Raw genomic sequence first — 19,015 nt, forward strand, 5'->3', positions numbered from 1 at the left:
ACCTTGCCCGAAAAGGCCTCCCAAGAGCCTAAATGATAGTTTTGACACCGGGGTCTGTGCGAAGCTGTCCAGACCCGGCAAGCCCGCGCGAGCGGATCGACGGATGGCACCAGTTAGGCGGGACCGATGAGCGGACGTCACAGCGGCGGCACAGGCAGCGGGTTGCGGATTTCCGCGCTGCCGCAAACCCTGAAGATGATCTTCAAGCTGGCGCCCCGGCAACTCAGTGACGAGATTGCCCTGGCCAAGGCCGAAATCAAACGCAAGGGGACCCAGCTCGGCGTCGCCGGTGCCTTCTTCGCCGTCGCCCTTGTCTTTGTTGGACTCCTGGTGATCGGACTCTTCATTGCAGCGATCATGGGACTGGCCACCATCATGCCCGCGTGGCTCGCCGCCTTGTTGGTCTCTGCCGTCTGCCTGATTATCGCCGCGATCGGGGCGCTCATCGGGCAGAACAAGTTCAAGAAGCTCATGCCGCTGGTCCCCGAGGATACGATCCGGGGGCTTAAATACGATCTCGGCATCGCCAGGGAAGGCTCCGCCTTCGACGCCAGGATCCTGGATCCGAGCACCGAGCAGTACAAAGCAGCGAAGGCCGCCAAGGAAGCCGCCGCAGCCAAAGCGACGGCGGAAAAGGAAGCAAAGGCTGCCGCCAAGCCCGACTTCGGACCGCCGCCCACAGAGGCTGAACTCCGACGCCGGCTGGACCTGCGGCGCACGCACCTTACCGGCGTCCGCGACGACCTCGGCCGTGAACTCGATGTCAAGACCCAGACCCAAATCCTGCTGGCGGCCGCCCAGGTCCGGCTCCAGGACGGCAAGGAGCAGCTCAGCGACAAGATCGCAGGCTTCCGCGCCTCAGCCCGGTCCTCGGCGGGCTCGGCCACATCCGCTGACGGGCAGGGCCTGGCCGACACGATCAAGCGGCGCTGGAAGCCCCTGGCTGTGCTCGCCGCCTCTGGAGCCGCTCTCGCGGTCCTGGTGCGCAGGCTGATAAAGGGCTAGACAGATCCCTGAACCTAAACGCCAAACCGTTGCCGTCCACGGAAAGGGGGAATCGATGAAGTTCATCGGCGCCGGCGCCCGCCCCGGGCAGCCCCTCGTCCACCGCGACTCGGTCTTCACGGTTCCCAATGTCCTGACCGTGGTGCGCTTCCTTGGCGTTCCGTTATTCATCTGGCTTGTCCTCTCGGAGCACAAGTACGGCTACGGTGCCCTCGTGCTCGCGGTCATGGCCAGTACCGACTGGGTGGACGGCTACATTGCCCGCCGCTTCAATCAGATGTCCAACCTCGGACGGGTCATGGACCCGATTGCGGACAGGCTTTCCCTGATCGCCGTCGCCGTGACCCTCGTGATCGCAGGCGTCGTCGAGTGGTGGTATCTCGCCGCGCTGCTGGTCCCGGACGCGGTCCTGCTGGCTCTGTCAGTGTTCTATTTCCACGGCCACCCGGATCTGCCGGTGAGCCGCATCGGAAAGATCCGGACGGGCCTGCTGCTGGTGGGCACGCCGCTGCTGGTGCTCTCCAAGCTTCCGGTGCCCGCCGCGGACGTCTATGCCACGGTCGCGTGGATCTTCCTGGGATTGGGGCTCGTGGGGCACTGGATCGCGGCCTACAACTACGTCTGGGCGATCATCGGCAAGGGCAGGCAGCTTCGGGCGCACGACGGCGGCTCCCGCTGATGGTCTGGGTTGCGGTTTTGCTTGCGGTCCTCGGCGCCTTCTGCCTGGCGTTTGGGGCACAGCGCCAGGGCAGTGCGGTCAAGGCCGATACCGGCGGCCTGGCGCTGAGCACCCACGGCCTGCTGCGGCTCGTGCGTAACCCGCGCTGGGTATTCGGGTTTCTTCTGCTGTGCGCCGGGATGGGAATGAACGCGATCGCCCTCGTCATGGCGCCCTTGACGGTGGTGCAGCCGATCGGCGCGATCGCACTGGTCATCACCACCGTGGTCAACACCAAGGACCAGGGCCTGAGCATGAACCGTGCAACTGTCGTGGCCATCTCGCTCTGCGTGACCGGCTCAGCGCTGTTCGTGCTGCTGGCCGTCACCGCCACGCAGGAGAATCACAACGTCAGCAGCGAGGACGAGCTGACAATCGTGCTGCTCCTGGCCATTGCGGTCGCGGCCTTTGGCACGCTCGCGGTCCTGTTCAGGCACCGCATGAGCGCCTTCGTCTACATCCTCGGCGCCGGCGTCCTGTTCGGCTTCGTGGCTGTGCTGACCCGCATCATCGGCAGGCATCTGCTCGATCCAAATGGACAGTTCCTGCTGAATGTGCCGTGGTACAGCGTCGTTGCAATCATTGCTGCAGGCGTTCTGGGATCGTGGTTTGTCCAAAACGCCTACTCCAGCGGACCGCCGGACCTCGTGATCGCCGGATTGACGGTGATCGACCCCATTGTGGGCATCGCGATTGGCATCGTGATTCTGGGAGAACTGCGTCCGGATGTCCAAGCCGTGACGGCTATTGCCATGGGGACGGCCGCATTGCTTGCTATCGTGGGAGTCATAGCCCTCTCCAGGCACCACCCGGAAGTCACCAAGCGCAAGAAGGACGCGCGGAAGGCAGCGGGCAGGTCCTAGGGCGTCAGTCCAGACTTCGGCTGCAGGCCCGGCGCGCCTGTGCCGACTGCCAGCCGGCCGCCATTGATCCAGCTGTCCGCACAGCGACCACCAGGAGCTCTTCACGTGACCACGTCCGACAACCAGCCCCCGCTGACCATCCTGATTGCCGCTGACACGTACCCGCCCCACGTCAACGGCGCCGCCCAGTTCGGTTACCGCCTGGCCAAGGGGATGACAGCCCGGGGTCACGATGTCCACGTCCTGGCGTGCCGCCCGGGCAAGGGCCCGAGCTACAGCGAGTTCAGCGACGAGGCCACCGTCCACCGCCTGCGCTCCCACTCGGTGCCCACGCACGAGTACTTCCGGGTCACCTTCCCCTGGGAGATCAAGAAGGAAATCGGGCTGTTGTTCGACCGCATCCAGCCGGACGTGGTGCACATCCAGAGCCACTACATGATCGGCGAGCACGTCCTGTACGAGGCCGTGAAGCGCGGTATCCGGGTGGTGGCGACCAACCACTTCATGCCCGAAAACCTGAACCCTTTCCTGCCGTTCCCGCAGTGGTTCAAAGACATTGTGGGCCGGATCTCCTGGCGGGACATGGGCAAGGTCATGGGCCAGGCCGACGTCGTGACCACACCCACGCCGCTTGCCGCCAAAGCCATGCACCAGCACGCCTTTCTCCGCCAGGTCCTGCCCCTTTCCAACGGCATCGACGCCGCAGCCTACGAGCTGCATCCCGACGAAACGGCCGAACGCCACGCCAGCCCCACAGTCCTCTTCGCCGGCCGGCTGGCGGAGGAGAAGCACGTGGACGTCCTGATCGATGCCGTCGCCAAGACGCCTAAGGAACTGGACATCCACCTCGAAATCGTCGGCGGCGGAGAAGTCCGCCCTGCCCTGGAGGCGCAGGTCGCCCGGCTCGGACTGAAGGACAGGGTCAGGTTCCTCGGCCTGGCCAGTGACGCCGAGCTTCGCAAGGCCTACATCACGGCCGATGTGTTCTGCATGCCCGGCACCGCAGAACTTCAGTCCCTCGTGACCCTGGAGGCGATGTCGGCGTCCACGCCAGTCCTGCTGGCCAACGCCATGGCGCTGCCGCACCTGGTCCGGGACGGGGAAAATGGCTATCTCTTTATCCCCAACGACAGCGACGACCTCGCCGCCAAGCTGACGCGCGTGTTCTCGCTGCCCGACCACGAGCTTGATGCGATGGGCAAGACCAGCCGCGAAATGGTGGAAAGCCACGGTATCGCGCGCACGCTGCAGACGTTTGAGGACATCTACCGGGGCGCGAGCTACGACGACCTGGTCCTTTAGGGGCGCCGTCTGGCAGAACGGCGTCCACTCCGAACGCTTCAAGCTCCAGGACGCCCAGTCCAACAGCATCCAAGTCAGTTGCAGCAGGCCGCCTGGCGGTGACGGCATGCACGTGTGATGCGTCTACTATTGCTAGAGTATTTTTGCCCGGAACCAATCCGGCCCGCGCGGGCCAGGTCTGGCTCCGGGCGCAGGGGGCTATAGCTCAGCTGGTTAGAGCGCGGGACTCATAATCCTAAGGTCCTCGGTTCAAGTCCGAGTAGCCCTACATTCATTTCTGCGGCAGCCTCCTCATCCGAGGTCCGCAACCACGGGAGCCGTGGCTGACATCCGACGTCGGCCGCGGCTCCCTTTTTGTCGGGTTTGTCGGGTTTTCATTGGGCCGGCACTTGCAGGCGTCCCGACACTGCGATAAGTTACTGATGAGTAACATATCGCCGGCGCGAAGCCCGCGCCCTTTGGTCCCCGCTGATCGAGTGAAGGAACACCATGTCCAAAGCTGCCATCGACATCCACAACCTGCCCTACGCCGATGGCGATTTCTTTGCGTTCGAGCAGTTGCTCAGCGCCAAGGAGCAGGACAGGCTGGCCGAAGTCCGTGAATTCCTTACCCGCGAAGTCCGGCCGATCGCCGTCGATTGCTGGAATCGCGGGGAGTTCCCCATGGACTTGATCCCGAAGCTCGCCGAAATCGACATGGTCAGCCCCGTTCGGAGGCAGGGCTACTCGAATCTCTTCGCAGGCATCCTGCACGCGGAAGCCACCCGCGCCGACACGTCAATCGCGACGTTCATGGGCGTCCACGACGGGCTCTTCACCGGCTCTATCGAAGCCCTTGCCTCCCAGGAGCAGCAGGATGCGTGGCTTCCGGAGATCTACTCGCTCAAGAAGATCGGCGCCTTCGGCCTCACCGAGCCCCTGGGCGGCTCCGACGTCGCCGGCGGTACGCGCACCACGGCACGGCGCGACGGCGATAACTGGATCCTCAATGGAGCCAAGCGCTGGATCGGCAACGCGACTTTCTCCGACTGGGTGGTCATCTACGCCCGCGATGTTGACGACAACCAGGTCAAAGGGTTCCTCGTGGACACCAAGGCCGAGGGATACAGCGCCGTGAAAATTGAGAACAAGATCTCGCTGCGCACGGTCCAGAACGCTGACATCACGCTCGACAACGTTGTGGTGCCGGAGTTCTTCAAGCTCGCCAACGCCAACAGCTTCCGCGACACGAACAAGGTCCTGAAAGTCACCCGCCTGGCCGTGGCCTGGCAAGCGGTGGGCCAGCAGCTCGCGGCCTTCGACGTCGCCCGGCGCTACGCCGTGGAACGCAGCCAGTTCGGCCGTCCGATTGCCTCTTTCCAGCTGATCCAGCACCAGCTCGTACAGATCCTCGGCAATGCGGTGAGCTCCATGGGCATGATGGTGAGGCTTTCCCAGCTGGAGGACGCGGGGGAGGCGAAGGACGAGCAGTCCGCCCTGGCCAAGGCGTTCACCACCGCGCGGATGCGCGAAAGCGTGGCCCTGGGCCGGAGCATCCTCGGCGGGAACGGGATCGTGACGGACTTCGAGATGGCCAAAGTCTTTGCGGACGCCGAAGCCATCTACTCCTACGAGGGCACGCACGAAATCAACACCCTCGTCACCGGCCGGGCTATCACGGGCATTTCCGCGATCGTCTGACGGGCGCCAAACGCCCGCCGCGGCTGCCCGCGGGCGTCAACGGACGATCCGCGCATCAAAGCCAAACGCCCGCCGCGGCTGCCCGCGGGCGTCAACGGACTGGCCGCGCATCAAAGACGGCGCCAAATGCTGCATCACGGACCCGGATTCAGGGGCGGGAGCAGAACGGAAGGCCGAAGGTCCATCACGAACGCCAGCGGATTGACGTAGTCTTCGCCGCGGCGGACGCCCCAGTGGAGGCAGGGCGGGGCCGGGCCGCAGTGGCCGGTCTGCACCTGCCCCAGGACATCGCCCTCCGCCACGGCGGACCCCGCCCTCAGTGAACTCGCCACCGGCTCGAAACTGCTGCGCAGCCCGTTGCCGTGATCGATCGTGATGACCGGCCGGTCCACCACCGTCCCGACAAAGCTCACCGTCCCGGCGGCGGGCGACTTGAGCGGGGCGCCATCGAAGGGCGCCTCAAGGTCGACGCCGCGGTGACCGCTGAGCCACGGCTTGGCCGGGGGATCGAAGGCGCGGAGCACCGCCGGCCTTGGGCTCAGCGGCCAGCTCCAGGCAGACGCAGGGACCGGCCCCGCCCTCGGGGAGCCCCGGCCGGAGGAAATCGCAGCCCGGGCGGCAATGGCGGAGTAGCCGGCGTCTGTGGGGCCGGAGAGGACGGCGTCTGTGGCGTCGGCGGCGGAGGCATGGGCAGCGGCAGCGATATCGGCGTCGGCGGTGATGGGGGGCGGCGCCAGGAACGTTGCCAGGAACAATGCCGCCAGGAACAATGCCGCCAGGAGCTGTGCTGCCAAGAGCAATGCCCGCAGGCCAAGTGGGAGCTTCATGGCCCCAGCCTGCCAAGGCGGCACCCCGGGCGGAATCTCCCGCCATGGCTATGTGGATAAGGTGCCCGCCGGCCCCCGCCAAAGCCCCGGAACCCCGTACCGTTGCCGCGGCAAAACCGTCCGCCTGGGCGGGGCCGCTGTAGTACACTTGGTGGAGCAGTTTGCTGTGCCCTCACGCTTGTAAGTCGCGATACTTCGTGATTGCCGAAGCCGGCACGCCTCATTCAGGGGTGCGGGGGAGCAGCAGCTGACTACGCGTATCCAGCCCTCCTCAAAAGAAGCCTGAAACTTCCGATGCGGAGGACTGCGCCTCCTGCGGTCCGTTCCACATGGCATGTCCATATGGCGCGGATGGGAAGCGCGGTGGATGCCAGGAGCAACGCCCGCCCCGGGCGAATGCTAAACAACCGTCAACTATTGGCAGGGTAAGAGGGCCATGGGCTCTCTCATGAATGACCTGCCGGAAGGAGCGTCGGCATGCCCGTCGTAACTATGCGCCAGCTGCTTGACAGCGGCGTCCACTTTGGACACCAGACCCGCCGTTGGAACCCGAAGATGAAGCGCTTCATCTTCACGGAGCGCAACGGTATCTACATCATTGACCTGCAGCAGTCGCTGTCCTACATCGACCGTGCCTACGAGTTCGTGAAGGCCACCGTTGCACACGGCGGCACCGTTCTCTTCGTCGGCACCAAGAAGCAGGCGCAGGAATCCATCGCCGAGCAGGCCACCCGCGTTGGCCAGCCGTACGTCAACCAGCGTTGGCTCGGCGGTATGCTGACCAACTTCCAGACGGTCTCCAAGCGCATCCAGCGCATGAAGGAACTCGAAGAGATCGACTTCGACGACGTCGCCGGTTCGGCTTACACCAAGAAGGAACTGCTGCTCCTTCGCCGCGAACTCACCAAGCTGGAAACCAACCTCGGTGGTATCCGCAACCTGACCAAGGCGCCGTCCGCGCTGTGGATCGTTGACACCAAGAAGGAACACCTTGCTGTCGACGAGGCCAAGAAGCTGAACATCCCGGTTGTGGCCATCCTGGACACCAACTGCGATCCCGACGAAGTCGACTTCCCGATCCCGGGTAACGACGACGCCATCCGCTCCGTCAACCTGCTGACCCGCGTTGTCGCCGACGCCGTTGCTGAGGGCCTCATCGCCCGTAACCAGCGCGCCACCGGCACCACGGAAGCTCCGGAAGAGCCGCTGGCCGAGTGGGAGCGCGAGCTCCTCGAAGGCAACAAGGCTGAAGCTGCTGCAGCGCCGGCCGCTGAGGCTGCACCGGCTGCTGAAGAAGCACCGGCCGCCGAAGCTGCTCCGGCCGCCGAAGCTGCTGAAGAAGCACCGGCCGCCGACGAAGCCAAGTAGTCAGACAAGTAAATCTGGATCTCCCCACATGCGCTCAGCTGCATAGGGGGTACCGACAGGATGGCCGCTCACTCGGTGAGCAGCCGTCCTGTCGGTCCGTACACCACATAAATTTCTAGACAGAGGGGTTCACATGGCGAACTACACTGCCGCTGATATCAAGGCTCTGCGCGAGCGCACTGGCGCCGGCATGATGGATGTCAAGAAGGCTCTTGACGAAGCCAACGGTGACGCCGAGAAGGCCATCGAAATCATCCGCATCAAGGGCCTGAAAGGCGCCACCAAGCGCGAAGGCCGCTCCACCGCCGAAGGCCTGGTTGCCGCCAAGGTCGCCAACGGCGTCGGCGTGATGATCGAAGTCAACTGCGAGACCGACTTCGTCGCGAAGGCTGACAAGTTCATCCAGCTGGCCGACAAGGTCCTGGCTGTGGCCGTCGAGTCCGGCGCTGCCGACCTCGAGACCCTGCTCGCCACCGAGGTCGACGGCAAGCCGCTGTCCGAGGTCGTCATCGAAGAGGGCGCCGTTCTGGGCGAGAAGGTTGTTGTCCGCCGCATCTCCCGCATCGAGGGCGCCACGGTCGACGCTTACCTGCACAAGACCTCCAAGGACCTCCCGGCCCAGGTCGGCGTGCTGTTCGCTGTTGACGGCGAAGGCGAAGCGGCTGCCACCGCAGCCCACGACGTCGCCGTTCACGTCGCCGCCATGGCTCCGAACTACCTCACCCGTGAGGACGTTCCGGCCGATCTCGTCGAGTCCGAGCGCCGCATCGCCGAGGAAACGGCCAAGGCCGAGGGCAAGCCCGAAGCTGCGATGACCAAGATTGTCGAAGGCCGCGTTACCGGCTTCTACAAGGGCGAGGTCCTCGTTGACCAGGCATTCGCCAAGGATGCCAAGAAGTCTGTCGCACAGGTCCTCGAAGAAGCCGGCGTCAAGGCAACTGCCTTCACGCGCTTCCGCGTCGGTTCCTAGTCAGACTGGCCAGACACCAGTCAGGCACTAGCCAGACACGCTAAGGGGGTGGTCACCACGGTGGCCACCCCTTTTGCATGCACCCGTGAGGCACCGTTTCCGGTCACGGCCGGAATGCCTCCTTGGGCGCCCAGCACGATAACCTAACTCAGAGTTCACCAACGGGAAGGCACCATGGAAACCGTCACCACTTCAGCCCAGCCAAAGAAGAACAGGCGCCGCGTCCTCTTGAAGCTCTCCGGCGAGGTCTTCGGCGGTGGGAAACTGGGCGTCGACCCGGATACCGTCCGCGGCGTGGCCAAGCAGATCGCCGCCGCAGTTCCCGATGTGGAGGTCGCAATCGTCGTCGGCGGAGGCAACTTCTTCCGCGGCGCCGAACTGTCCCAGAGCGGCATGGACCGCTCCCGCGCCGACTATATGGGCATGCTCGGAACCGTCATGAACTGCCTCGCGCTCCAGGACTTCCTTGAGCAGGCCGGGGTGGAAACGCGCGTGCAGAGCGCCATCACCATGGGCCAGGTCGCCGAGGCCTACATCCCCCGCCGCGCCATCCGCCACATGGAAAAGGGCCGGGTTGTCATCTTCGGCGCCGGCGCCGGCCTGCCGTACTTCTCCACTGACACCGTGGCCGCCCAGCGTGCCATGGAGGTCCACGCCGACGTCGTCCTGATGGCCAAGAGCGGCGTCGACGGCGTCTACACCGCCGACCCGAAGAAGGATCCGACGGCGGAGAAACTGCACCGCCTCAGCTACGACGACGCCCTCCGCCGCGACATCCGCGTGATGGACCAGACCGCGATGACCATGTGCAAGGACAACAACCTCACAATGGTGGTCTTCGGCATGGAAGGCGAGGGTAACGTCACCCGCGCCATCCGGGGCGAAGACCTGGGCACCGTCGTCACCCCCTAGCAACGGCTAGGATGTTTTCAGGACCTTTCCGCCGCCAGGCGGAAGACAAAAGCGCCCGGCGGCATACGGCAGGCGCACAAAGAAGACGTGCCGCGCCCCGGCCCCCGGGACGCACCAATTTCTGAGGAGAGACCGTGATCGAAGAAACCTTGCTCGAAGCCGGGGACAAGATGGACAAGGCAGTTGAGGTAGCCAAGGAAGACTTCGCCTCGATCCGGACCGGCCGCGCGACGCCTGGCCTGTACAACAAGGTCATCGTCGAGTACTACGGCACGCCGACGCCGCTGCAGCAGCTGGCCTCCTTTGCGGTCCCGGATGCCCGCACCATCCTCGTCACCCCGTACGACAAGACGGCCCTGCGCGACATCGAACGTGCCCTCAGCGACTCCGAGGTCGGCGCCAACCCGTCCAACGACGGCAATGTCATCCGGATCACCATTCCCGAGCTGACGTCCGAACGGCGCAAGGAATACGTCAAGATCGTCAAGTCCAAGGGCGAGGACGCAAAGGTGTCCATCCGCAACATCCGCCGCAAAGCCAAGGAAACGCTGGACAAGCTCGTCAAGGACGGCGACGCCGGCGAAGACGAAGGCGCGCGCGGTGAGAAGGAACTCGACGCCATGACCAAGGCACACGTGGACGGGATCGACGAGCTGCTCAAGCGCAAGGAAGCTGAGCTGCTCGAGGTCTGATGAATCAGGCACAGGAGGCCTCCGGGCCGCGCGCCCGGAGGCGGGGGAAGCAGCGCGAGAACCCAACGCCCAAAGCGGGCCGGAACCTGCCCGCCGCCACGGTGGTGGGCGTTGGCATGCTGGTGTGCGTCCTCGGCGGCCTGCTGTTCCTCCCGCTGGGCTTCGTCCTGGTGACCGCCACCTTTGCGATCTTCGGCGTCTGGGAGATCTTCCGTGCGCTGGAGGCCGCAGGCACCCGCCTGCCGATCGTGCCGGTGATGGTCGGCACGGTCGCCATGCCAATCGCCGCCTACTTCGGCGGCCTCGAAAGCCTGCTCTTCGCCATGCTTGTCAGCAGCGTGGCGGTGCTGTTGTGGCGGACCCTGGAGGGCGCCGCCGGTTCGGCGCGGAGCATTTTCGCAGGGGTCTTCACCCTGTCCTGGGTGCCGTTCCTGATCAGCTTTGCGGCGCTGCTGCTGCACACCGCCGACGGCGAGACGCCGGTAGGCCTGTGGCCTGACGGGGTGATTCCGGCGGGTGCGTGGGAAATCGCGACCCTGCTGCTCCTGGTGGTAGCCAACGACACCTTCGGCTACCTCGTGGGCGCCTCCCTGGGCAAGCATCCGATGGCCCCCAAGATCAGCCCCAAGAAGACCTGGGAAGGCTTCGCCGGCTCGATCGCCGGGGCCGTCGTCGTGGGCGTGCTCGCCATGATCTTCGTGCTGGGCGAACCGTGGTGGTTCGGCGTCGTGCTCGCCGTGGGCATGGTGGCGGCCGCCACTGCCGGCGACCTCGCCGAATCCATGGTCAAGCGCGAGCTCGGCATCAAGGACATGAGCAGCATCCTCCCCGGACACGGAGGCGTCATGGACCGGTTGGACTCGATTGTCTTCGCCTCGCCGGTGGCGTTCATCCTGTTCTCGGCCCTCACAGCCGCCTAGAAGCACCGGAACAGCACTTCCGGCGCCTAGAATGGTGCCGAGCAAACCAGCCGAACGGCATCAAAGGAACAAAGTAACAGTGGACATTCAACGGCAGATTCCTGCGTCTTTTGACCGCGTGCAGCGGAACCAGTATGGCTACAACGCCAGGCAGGTCGACGATTTCCTGCAGCGCGCACGGGTGTCATTCGAAGCTCCGTCCTCGGCCTCCCGCGCCATCAAGAGCTCGGACGTCCGCTCCGTGTCCTTCGATCCCGTGAAGGGCGGCTACGCCGCCGCCGGCGTGGACGCCGCGCTGGACCGGCTCGAAGACGCCCTCGCCCGGCGCGAGCGCGATGAGCTCGTTGCCGAACGCGGCGAGGATGCCTGGCTGCGCGAAATCGGCCGGCTCGCGGGCGTCCTGCGCGGGCGCCTGCACCGCCCGGACGGCCAGCGCTTCCGGCGCCCGTCCAAGCCCAAGGCCCGCAGCTACAACACCACCGACGTCGACGACCTCTGCCACGAGCTGATCGGCTACCTCGAGGAGGACCAGCCGCTGAGCGTGGACAACGTCCGGCGCGCCGTGTTCCGTCCCGCAGTGGGCCGGGAGGGCTACGAGGAAAGCCAGGTCGACGCATTCCTGGAGCGCGCCGTCGAGCTCATGGCGGCCATCGACTAGTCACGCCCCGCGCGGACCCACGCCTGGAGCCCCACCGGCCTACCACCCGCCCGGGTCACCGACGCCGGATCGCGACCGCAGGGTCAGCGTTGCCGGAGCCCCGCCCGGGTCAGCACGGCAGGGTCACCGTTCCGTCGCGAGCGGCCGTTCAGGGGTGTGCAGCCGGGTCATCAGCCGTGTCATTGTCCGCGGCACCCGGCCCCGCGTGGCCCGGGACACCAGGATCGTGACGGCGAACGCGGCCGGCACCGTCCAGGCGGCGGGCTGCGCCAGCCACGACGGCGTCTGCGCAGCACCCAGCACCGAGCCGGCCACCATCGCACTGCCGCAGAGCACGCCGCCGGTCACCATGCCCGCGATAGCCCCGGCGTCCGTCAGCCCCCGCCACCAGATGCCCAGCAGCAGGACCGGGCAGATCGTGGACGCGGTAAAGGCAAACACAAGCCCCACGCTGCCGGCCAATGCCTGCGATTCGGTCATCGAGGCGATCCCCAGCGGGACCAGGGCCGAGACCACAGCTGCCAGCCGGAAGCCCCGGACACTGCCGCCGAACACGTCCTGGCTGATCACGCCGGCCAGCGAGACCACCAGGCCGGACGTCGTCGACAGGAACGCCCCGAACGCTCCGGCCACCACAAGCGCCGTCAGCAAGTCGCCGGCCACCCCGCCAATCATCCGGCCGGGCAGCAGCAGAACCAGGGCATCAGCCTGGCCGCTCCGGGCAAGGTCGGGGGCGAACGCTCGGCCGAGCGTGCCGTACGCCGTCGGAAACAAGTAGAAGACGGACAGCAGGCCCAGGACAATCAGGGTGGTCCGGCGGGCGGACTGCCCGTCCGGGTTGGTGTAGAAACGGACCAGCACGTGCGGCAGCCCGAGCGTGCCAAAGAGCAGGGCCACCAGCAGCGAAATGATCTGGTAGGGGCCCGCGGGCGCCAGCGCCGTGGGGTTGGCCGTACTGGGCGGCGGCAACTCCGCCGCGGCGGAGTCCCCGCCGCCCAGCGCCAGCAGCATGAACACGATGGGCACCGCCACCGCCGTGAGCTTCAGCCAGTACTGAAACGCCTGGACAAACGTGATGGAGCGCATTCCGCCCGCCACCACGGTGAAGCAGACGACGCCGACCACCGCCACCGGGCCCACCCACGCCGGCAGCCCGGTGGTGATCCGGATGGCCAGGGCAGCGCCGTGCAGCTGCGGGACGATGTAGAGCCAGCCGACCAGGACCACCACCAGGCTTGTGACGCGGCGGACGGCACGCGAATCGAGGCGCGCCTCGGTGAAGTCCGGAATCGTGTAGGCCCCGGACCGGCGCAGGGGAGCGGCGACGAACAGGAGCAGCATCAGGTAGCCGGCCGTGTACCCCACCGGATACCACAGGGCGTCGGTGCCGGAGAGTAGGATCAGCCCTGCGACCCCCAGGAAGCTGGCGGCCGAGAGGTACTCCCCGCCGATCGCCGAGGCGTTCCACCACGGCTTGACCGTCCGGGACGCCACGTAGAAGTCTCCCGTGGTGCGCGAGATCCGCAGCCCGTAGAAACCGATGACTGCCGTGGCAAGCGAGACGGCGGCGAACGCCGCCACCCCGACGACGGGGTTCACGTTCCGCTCACCCGGCCCCGTGCGTGGCCGCCCGCCGGGCCGTTCACCTGGGCCCTCACCAGTCCCTCACTTGTCGCCGGCGAGGTCCCGGTAGCGGGCCTCGTTCCTTGCCGCGGTCCGCACATACAGCCAGGCACTGAGACCGATCACCGGATAGATGCCGGCACCCAGCAGGACCCAGTCGAATGGCAGGCCTGCAATGGTGGAGTGCGCAAGGCCCGGGACCAGCCCCAGCACAAGCGGGAAGGCGAGCATGATCAGCAGGAATCCCAGGGCCACCACGAGGCCCAGCCGGAGCTGGGACCGGATGAGGGAGCGGACGAACAGCTGCCCGGCGTCGGATTCCTCTGCCGCCTCCTGTGAGGCCGCCGCAGAGCGCCCGCCGGTCAGGGCGGCGCTGCCCGATGCGGCACTTCCCGGTGTGACACTTCCCGAAGTGACGCTGCGCGGCGCCGTGACCCGGACCCGCGTCATGCCTGCGGCCGGATACGGCTTGCTTCGAGCTTTTCCCGGACCGCCGGGAGGTGCCTGCGGCTGATGGGCAGTTCGGCCCCGGCCACGGTGACACTGGGCCTCGCCGCGGCGAGCTTCATGTGGCTGATGTGGCCCAAGGCGGTCAGGTACGAGCGGTGGATGCGCAGGAACCCGGCGTCGGCCCACTGCTGCTCTAGGTCGGCCAGCGGAACCCTGATGAGGTAGCTGGCCTCCGCCGTGTGCAGCCGTGCATAATCGCCCTGCGCCTGGACGTACGTCACGTCCTCGCGCCGGATCATCTTGGTGGTCCCGCCGAGGTCCACGGTGATCATTTCCGGGGCCGGCGCGCCGTCCTTGAGCAGCTCGCTGATCCGGCCGATCGACTTCGCCAGCCGATCGGCGCGCACGGGCTTGAGGAGGTAGTCCACAGCCGCGAGCTCGAAGGCCTCCAGCGCGCAGTCCTCGTCCGCGGTGACGAAGACCACGGCGGGCGGGTGGGCGCTGCGGGAGATGACCCGGGCAATGTCCAGCCCGGACAGCGCCGGCATGTGGATGTCGAGGAAGATGACATCGACTTCTTCGGCCTCCAGTGCCCGCAGGGCCTCGGCGCCCGAGGAAGCGCGGTGGATAGTGCCGATCCGGTCATCCCTGCCGAGCAGGAAAGCCAGTTCCTCAACGGCGGGGAGCTCGTCGTCGGCGACGAGGACGTTAATCATGCCACTAGCCTACTGCCGCGGCCATTGTGGCCGGCTCAGCCCGTCAGCCAACTGCCGCCGGGCACGACACCGCCGGGAACCGACCGGAAATCAGGCGTCGTGCCGGGGCTGGGACTTGGGGACGCGCATCGTGATCAGGGTGCCCTCGCCCGGTGCCGTCTCGATCACGAGGCCGTTCTCGTCCCCGTAGACCTGCCGCAGGCGGGCGTCGACGTTGCGCAATCCGACGTGGTCGCCGTCGCTGTGCCCGGCAAGGACGGAGCGGAGCTGGTCCGGGTCCATGCCCACGCCGTCGTCCTCGATCGTCACCTCCGCGAACGCCCCCGAGTCGTTCGCCGTGATGGAGATGTGCCCCGGGCCCTCCTTGGCCTCAAGGCCGTGCCGGACCGCGTTTTCCACCAGCGGCTGCAGGCTCAGGAAGGGAATCACCGTGCTCAGGACCTCCGGAGCGATCCGCAGGCTGACCTGCACGCGGTCGCCAAAGCGGGCCCGTTCCAGGAGCAGGTAGCGGTCGATGCAGCGCAGTTCCTCGGCCAGGGTGGTGAAGTCGCCGTGGCGGCGGAAGGAGTAGCGGGTGAAATCGGCGAACTCCACCACGAGCTCGCGCGCCCGGACCGGATCCGTGTTGATGAAGGAGGCGATCGCGTTCAGCGAGTTGTAAATGAAGTGCGGGCTGATCTGGGCGCGGAGGGCCCGGACTTCCGCCTCCATCAGGAGGGTGCGGGAGGCGTCGAGCTCGGCGAGTTCCACCTGGGTGGCCACCCAGTCAGCCACCTCGCCGGTGGCGCGGACCAGTCCGGCGCCGGCGGCCGGCGCGAAGGCGGCCACCACACCCACCACACGCGCGCCGGTTTTGATCGGGGCGATCACGACGGCGCGCTCCACCTCCGGCGCCAGCGTCACGCCGCCGTCGCCGGCGGCCAGGAGCTGGAGTTCGCCCGCCGGAATGACGGCGAGGTGGCCGCCTTCGAACACTTTAGACGCGAGCCCCATCAGGGCAGGTTTGAGTTCCTCGCCGGCGCCGTCCCACGCGAGCACGCCGGTTGTATCCGTGATGGCCAGGGCGTCACAGCCCAGGAGGCTGCGCAGCTGTTTGCTGGCCTTGGCCGCGCCGGCCGGGTTTAGGCCGGTCCTCAGGTGCTGGCCGGCACGGGATGCGGCATGCAGCGTCTGGTAGGTGGCCCGCTCCGCATCGGTGCCGAGATCGCGGAAGGACCGGAGGACCTTGAGTCCCACGGCGACGACGGCAGCGATCGCCAGGGCAATCACCGCGACGGCGGCGGCGGTGAGCAGGGGAGAATCCGGCATGGTGCCAGCCTACCGCCGGGGTTCCTTTCGGCGGCCGGGGGCGCCGTTTGGCGCAGCGTCGGGACCGCTGAGCGACGCAGGCCGCCCCGGCTGTGGCAGGTAACCCGCGCCACAGTGCACAGTGATTGCAGTCACATCAGCAGGATGGGTTGCAGGGCGCGTCCCGCGCAGACCACGGCAGCCGGTGTGGACTCACCAGTCTCAATGAGGAGGAACCGATGGGTCACGACGCCCAAGAAACGGACGCTGCGGCGGCCGTGGACTTCAAGGAAGTCCAGTCGACGGAGCAGTTCCAGGAACTGCGCACACGTCACCGCAGCTTTGTCTTCCCGCTGTCCATTGCCTTTCTGCTCTGGTACTTCGCCTATGTCCTGCTGGCCGACTACGCGGTGGGATTCATGTCGATCAAGGTTTGGGGCAACATCAACGTCGGCCTGATCCTTGGCCTGCTGCAGTTCGTCTCCACGTTCGCGATCACCGGCTGGTACGTCAGCTATTCGAACCGCAAGCTGGACCCCATTGCCTCCGAGATCCGCCAGGAAATCGAGGGGCACGAATTCGACAAGCACGGCAACCCGGTTGGGGGGACAGCAAAATGACACTCATGGTTCCCGCAGTAAACGTTGCGGATCTCAAGGACACCACCCTGCTGAACATGGGCATCTTCGCCCTCTTCGTCGCGATCACCATGGTCATCGTGATCAGGGCCAGCCGCAACAACAAGACGGCAGCCGACTACTACGCCGCCGGACGTTCCTTCACAGGCCCGCAGAACGGCACCGCCATCGCCGGCGACTACCTCTCCGCAGCGTCCTTCCTCGGCATCACCGGAGCCATCGCCATCAACGGCTACGACGGCTTCATGTACTCCATCGGCTTCCTCGTCGCCTGGCTCGTCGCCTTGCTGCTTGTCGCCGAACTGCTCCGCAACACCGGCAAGTTCACCATGGCCGATGTCCTCTCCTTCCGGCTCAAGCAGCGCCCCGTGCGCATCGCGGCGGCCATCTCCACGCTGGCCGTCTGCTTCTTCTACCTGCTGGCCCAGATGGCCGGTGCCGGCAGCCTCATCTCGCTGCTCCTGGGCATCAGCGACTGGGGCGGACAAGCCCTGGTGATCATCGTCGTCGGCGCCCTGATGATCATGTACGTCCTGATCGGCGGCATGAAGGGCACCACCTGGGTGCAGATCATCAAGGCCATGCTCCTGATCGCCGGAGCCGCTGTCATGACCTTCTGGGTCCTCGCGATCTACGGCTTCAACCTCTCGGACCTGCTGGGCGGCGCGGTGGAAACCTCGGGCAACCCGAACCTGCTCAACCCGGGACTGCAGTACGGCAAGACCGAGACCTCCAAGGTCGACTTCCTGTCCCTCGGCCTGGCCCTGGTACTCGGCACCGCAGCCCTGCCGCACGTGCTGATGCGCTTCTACACGGTTCCGACCGCAAAGGAAGCCCGAAAGTCCGTGGTGTGGTCCATCTGGCTCATCGGCATCTTCTACCTGTTCACCCTGGTCCTGGGCTACGGCGCAGCTGCGCTGGTGGGTGCCGACACCATCAAGGCCGCCCCGGGCGGCGTCAACTCGGCCGCGCCGCTGCTCGCCTTCCACCTCGGCGGTCCGCTGCTCCTGGGCTTCATCTCGGCGGTGGCCTTCGCGACCATCCTGGCCGTCGTCGCCGGCCTGACGATCACCGCGGCGGCATCCTTCGCACACGACATCTACGCCAGCGTCATCGCCAAGGGGAAAGCCGACGCCGCCACCGAGGTCAAGGTTGCCCGCCGCACCGTGGTGGTGATCGGGCTGCTGGCCATCGCCGGCGGCATCTTCGCCAACGGACAAAATGTCGCGTTCCTCGTGGCGCTCGCCTTCGCCGTGGCTGCCTCCGCCAACCTTCCGACCATCCTCTACTCGCTGTTCTGGCGCCGGTTCACCACCCAGGGAGCCCTGTGGAGCATGTACGGCGGATTGTCCGCGGCCATCATCCTGATTGCGCTCTCCCCGGTGGTTTCCGGGGCCAAGACGTCGATGATCCCCGGCGCCAACTTCGCCATCTTCCCGCTGAGCAACCCGGGCATCGTCTCCATCCCGCTCGCGTTCTTCCTGGGCTGGCTGGGCACCGTCCTGGACAAGCGGAAGGAAGACGCCACAAAGCAGGCCGAAATGGAGGTCCGTTCCCTGACCGGGGTGGGCGCCGAGAAGGCTACCAACCACTAGAAAGGCCGCACCAACAGAGAAGCTCCCGTGCAGCAGCACGGGAGCTTCTCCCATGGATGGGCGCCAGCTTGGACTGAGTTTTCCGAGGTCAGCGCTGGGGCCTCAGCCGAATGTTCACCATCTTCAGTTCATCGTGGCCCTCGAAGCGGTAGGCCAGTTCCACGCTTTTCGTGTCGCAGTCGATCGTTCCGGCGACGTCGGCGGCGTTGGAGCCGTTGTTGGAGCTGACGTTGAGGGTTGAAAAGTTCGGTTTGCAGCTGCCGTCAAGCTCCAGGCTCTGCACGCCCGCGGCGAACTCTTCCGGGGAAATCTTACGCATGAGGGCCGGATCCAGGTACTTCTCGTAGGCGGTGCTGACCTCGCCGGCGATGATCAGCTTCGTGAAATCGTCCGCGATGCCCCGTGCCTGGTTGGTGGCTCCGCCCACCACGTTGAGCAGGACGACGACGCCGGCACTCACCAGCAGGAGCACACCGCCGACGATCCCGAGGACAATCCACAGGGCCTTGCGGCTCTTTTTCGGGGGCGGCTGCCCCGGCCCGCCGTAGTACGGAGGTGCGCCGCCGCCGGGTGGCGGGTAGCTGGGAGCCGCGCCGGTCGCGGGTGGCGGGTAGCTGGGTGCCGCGTAGTTGGGCACCGCGGCGTCGGCGGGGGGCCCGGGCGGCGGGGCGTAGTACGGAACGGGCGGCTGGCCGGGCGCCGGGTGGCCGGCTGCAGGCTCATGCCCGGGCTGCGGCGGTACCGGGCGGTGTGGTTCCTCGGGACTGCTCACGGTTCAAGCCTTTCCGGCA

General features: G+C 66.4%; 19 protein-coding genes and 1 tRNA gene. 14 read left to right on the top strand and 6 right to left on the bottom strand.

Annotated features, from left to right (window positions below; genetic code table 11):
- The first annotated feature begins 126 nt into the window (after window positions 1-126).
- The 6 genes from AC1D0A_RS09260 to AC1D0A_RS09285 all read left to right on the top strand — a co-directional run bounded on the left by AC1D0A_RS09260 (window position 127) and on the right by AC1D0A_RS09285 (window position 5,568).
- Window positions 127-1,005, top strand: coding sequence for a phage holin family protein (locus tag AC1D0A_RS09260; protein ID WP_476943011.1), 879 nt, complete (start codon window positions 127-129; stop codon window positions 1,003-1,005).
- Window positions 1,006-1,060: 55 nt separating this feature from the next.
- Window positions 1,061-1,684, top strand: a complete 624-nt coding sequence (locus AC1D0A_RS09265; RefSeq protein ID WP_243179632.1) for a CDP-alcohol phosphatidyltransferase family protein — start codon at window positions 1,061-1,063, stop codon at window positions 1,682-1,684.
- Complete coding sequence (locus AC1D0A_RS09270) at window positions 1,684-2,586, top strand: DMT family transporter (protein ID WP_028278278.1); 903 nt, start codon at window positions 1,684-1,686, stop codon at window positions 2,584-2,586. Before AC1D0A_RS09265 ends, AC1D0A_RS09270 begins: the two co-directional genes overlap by 1 nt.
- A 105-nt stretch (window positions 2,587-2,691) precedes the next feature.
- Window positions 2,692-3,888: a glycosyltransferase gene (locus tag AC1D0A_RS09275; protein ID WP_028278277.1), complete on the top strand. Its 1,197-nt coding sequence runs from the start codon at window positions 2,692-2,694 to the stop codon at window positions 3,886-3,888.
- A gap of 194 nt (window positions 3,889-4,082) precedes the next feature.
- Window positions 4,083-4,156, top strand: a tRNA-Ile gene (locus AC1D0A_RS09280).
- Between the two features lie 221 nt (window positions 4,157-4,377).
- Window positions 4,378-5,568 (top strand): acyl-CoA dehydrogenase family protein, encoded by a 1,191-nt coding sequence (locus tag AC1D0A_RS09285; protein WP_476945653.1) that lies wholly within the window; start codon window positions 4,378-4,380, stop codon window positions 5,566-5,568.
- A gap of 134 nt (window positions 5,569-5,702) precedes the next feature.
- Here AC1D0A_RS09285 and AC1D0A_RS09290 read toward each other — a convergent pair whose 3' ends face one another.
- Window positions 5,703-6,395 carry a M23 family metallopeptidase gene (locus tag AC1D0A_RS09290; protein WP_476945654.1) on the bottom strand — a complete coding sequence of 231 codons (693 nt, stop codon included), beginning with the start codon at window positions 6,393-6,395 and terminating at the stop codon, window positions 5,703-5,705.
- Window positions 6,396-6,872: 477 nt separating this feature from the next.
- On the opposite strand from AC1D0A_RS09290, the gene rpsB reads away from it, so the two are divergent.
- From rpsB to AC1D0A_RS09320, 6 genes are all read left to right on the top strand, one after another.
- Complete coding sequence (gene rpsB / locus AC1D0A_RS09295) at window positions 6,873-7,763, top strand: 30S ribosomal protein S2 (RefSeq protein WP_476945655.1); 891 nt, start codon at window positions 6,873-6,875, stop codon at window positions 7,761-7,763.
- A 133-nt stretch (window positions 7,764-7,896) separates the two neighbouring features.
- Window positions 7,897-8,733 carry a translation elongation factor Ts gene (gene tsf, locus AC1D0A_RS09300; protein ID WP_028275233.1) on the top strand — a complete coding sequence of 279 codons (837 nt, stop codon included), beginning with the start codon at window positions 7,897-7,899 and terminating at the stop codon, window positions 8,731-8,733.
- 174 nt (window positions 8,734-8,907) lie between these two features.
- Window positions 8,908-9,645 carry a UMP kinase gene (gene pyrH, locus AC1D0A_RS09305; protein WP_018774549.1) on the top strand — a complete coding sequence of 246 codons (738 nt, stop codon included), beginning with the start codon at window positions 8,908-8,910 and terminating at the stop codon, window positions 9,643-9,645.
- A gap of 134 nt (window positions 9,646-9,779) precedes the next feature.
- A complete protein-coding gene (frr, locus tag AC1D0A_RS09310) occupies window positions 9,780-10,337 on the top strand; it encodes a ribosome recycling factor (RefSeq protein WP_018774548.1) in 558 nt (185 codons plus the stop codon).
- The gene (locus tag AC1D0A_RS09315) at window positions 10,337-11,257 is read left to right on the top strand and encodes a phosphatidate cytidylyltransferase (protein ID WP_079551459.1); all 921 of its coding nucleotides are present in this window, start codon (window positions 10,337-10,339) and stop codon (window positions 11,255-11,257) included. The genes frr and AC1D0A_RS09315 overlap by 1 nt, the downstream gene beginning before the upstream one ends.
- Before the next feature lie 31 nt (window positions 11,258-11,288).
- Complete coding sequence (locus AC1D0A_RS09320) at window positions 11,289-11,915, top strand: DivIVA domain-containing protein (RefSeq protein ID WP_043434151.1); 627 nt, start codon at window positions 11,289-11,291, stop codon at window positions 11,913-11,915.
- Window positions 11,916-12,038: 123 nt separating this feature from the next.
- Here AC1D0A_RS09320 and AC1D0A_RS09325 read toward each other — a convergent pair whose 3' ends face one another.
- The 4 genes from AC1D0A_RS09325 to AC1D0A_RS09340 all read right to left on the bottom strand — a co-directional run bounded on the left by AC1D0A_RS09325 (window position 12,039) and on the right by AC1D0A_RS09340 (window position 16,012).
- Window positions 12,039-13,514: a sodium/solute symporter gene (locus tag AC1D0A_RS09325; protein WP_476945656.1), complete on the bottom strand. Its 1,476-nt coding sequence runs from the start codon at window positions 13,512-13,514 to the stop codon at window positions 12,039-12,041.
- A 66-nt stretch (window positions 13,515-13,580) separates the two neighbouring features.
- Window positions 13,581-13,988 carry a DUF485 domain-containing protein gene (locus AC1D0A_RS09330; protein ID WP_243179626.1) on the bottom strand — a complete coding sequence of 136 codons (408 nt, stop codon included), beginning with the start codon at window positions 13,986-13,988 and terminating at the stop codon, window positions 13,581-13,583.
- Window positions 13,985-14,704, bottom strand: coding sequence for a LytR/AlgR family response regulator transcription factor (locus AC1D0A_RS09335; protein WP_243179625.1), 720 nt, complete (start codon window positions 14,702-14,704; stop codon window positions 13,985-13,987). Before AC1D0A_RS09335 ends, AC1D0A_RS09330 begins: the two co-directional genes overlap by 4 nt.
- A gap of 90 nt (window positions 14,705-14,794) precedes the next feature.
- Window positions 14,795-16,012, bottom strand: coding sequence for a sensor histidine kinase (locus AC1D0A_RS09340; protein WP_243179624.1), 1,218 nt, complete (start codon window positions 16,010-16,012; stop codon window positions 14,795-14,797).
- A 218-nt stretch (window positions 16,013-16,230) separates the two neighbouring features.
- Here AC1D0A_RS09340 and AC1D0A_RS09345 point away from each other — a divergent pair, with 218 nt between their 5' ends.
- Together AC1D0A_RS09345 and AC1D0A_RS09350 are read left to right on the top strand one after the other, a co-directional pair.
- On the top strand, window positions 16,231-16,611 hold the full coding sequence (locus tag AC1D0A_RS09345; RefSeq protein ID WP_026538258.1) for a DUF485 domain-containing protein: 381 nt from the start codon (window positions 16,231-16,233) through the stop codon (window positions 16,609-16,611).
- Window positions 16,608-18,224, top strand: a complete 1,617-nt coding sequence (locus AC1D0A_RS09350) for a solute symporter family protein (RefSeq protein ID WP_026266623.1) — start codon at window positions 16,608-16,610, stop codon at window positions 18,222-18,224. Before AC1D0A_RS09345 ends, AC1D0A_RS09350 begins: the two co-directional genes overlap by 4 nt.
- 88 nt (window positions 18,225-18,312) lie before the next feature.
- Here AC1D0A_RS09350 and AC1D0A_RS09355 read toward each other — a convergent pair whose 3' ends face one another.
- Window positions 18,313-18,996, bottom strand: coding sequence for a hypothetical protein (locus AC1D0A_RS09355; RefSeq protein WP_476945657.1), 684 nt, complete (start codon window positions 18,994-18,996; stop codon window positions 18,313-18,315).
- Window positions 18,997-19,015: the final 19 nt, after the last annotated feature.

The sequence above is a fragment of the Arthrobacter sp. P1_D4 genome, from assembly GCF_056406115.1.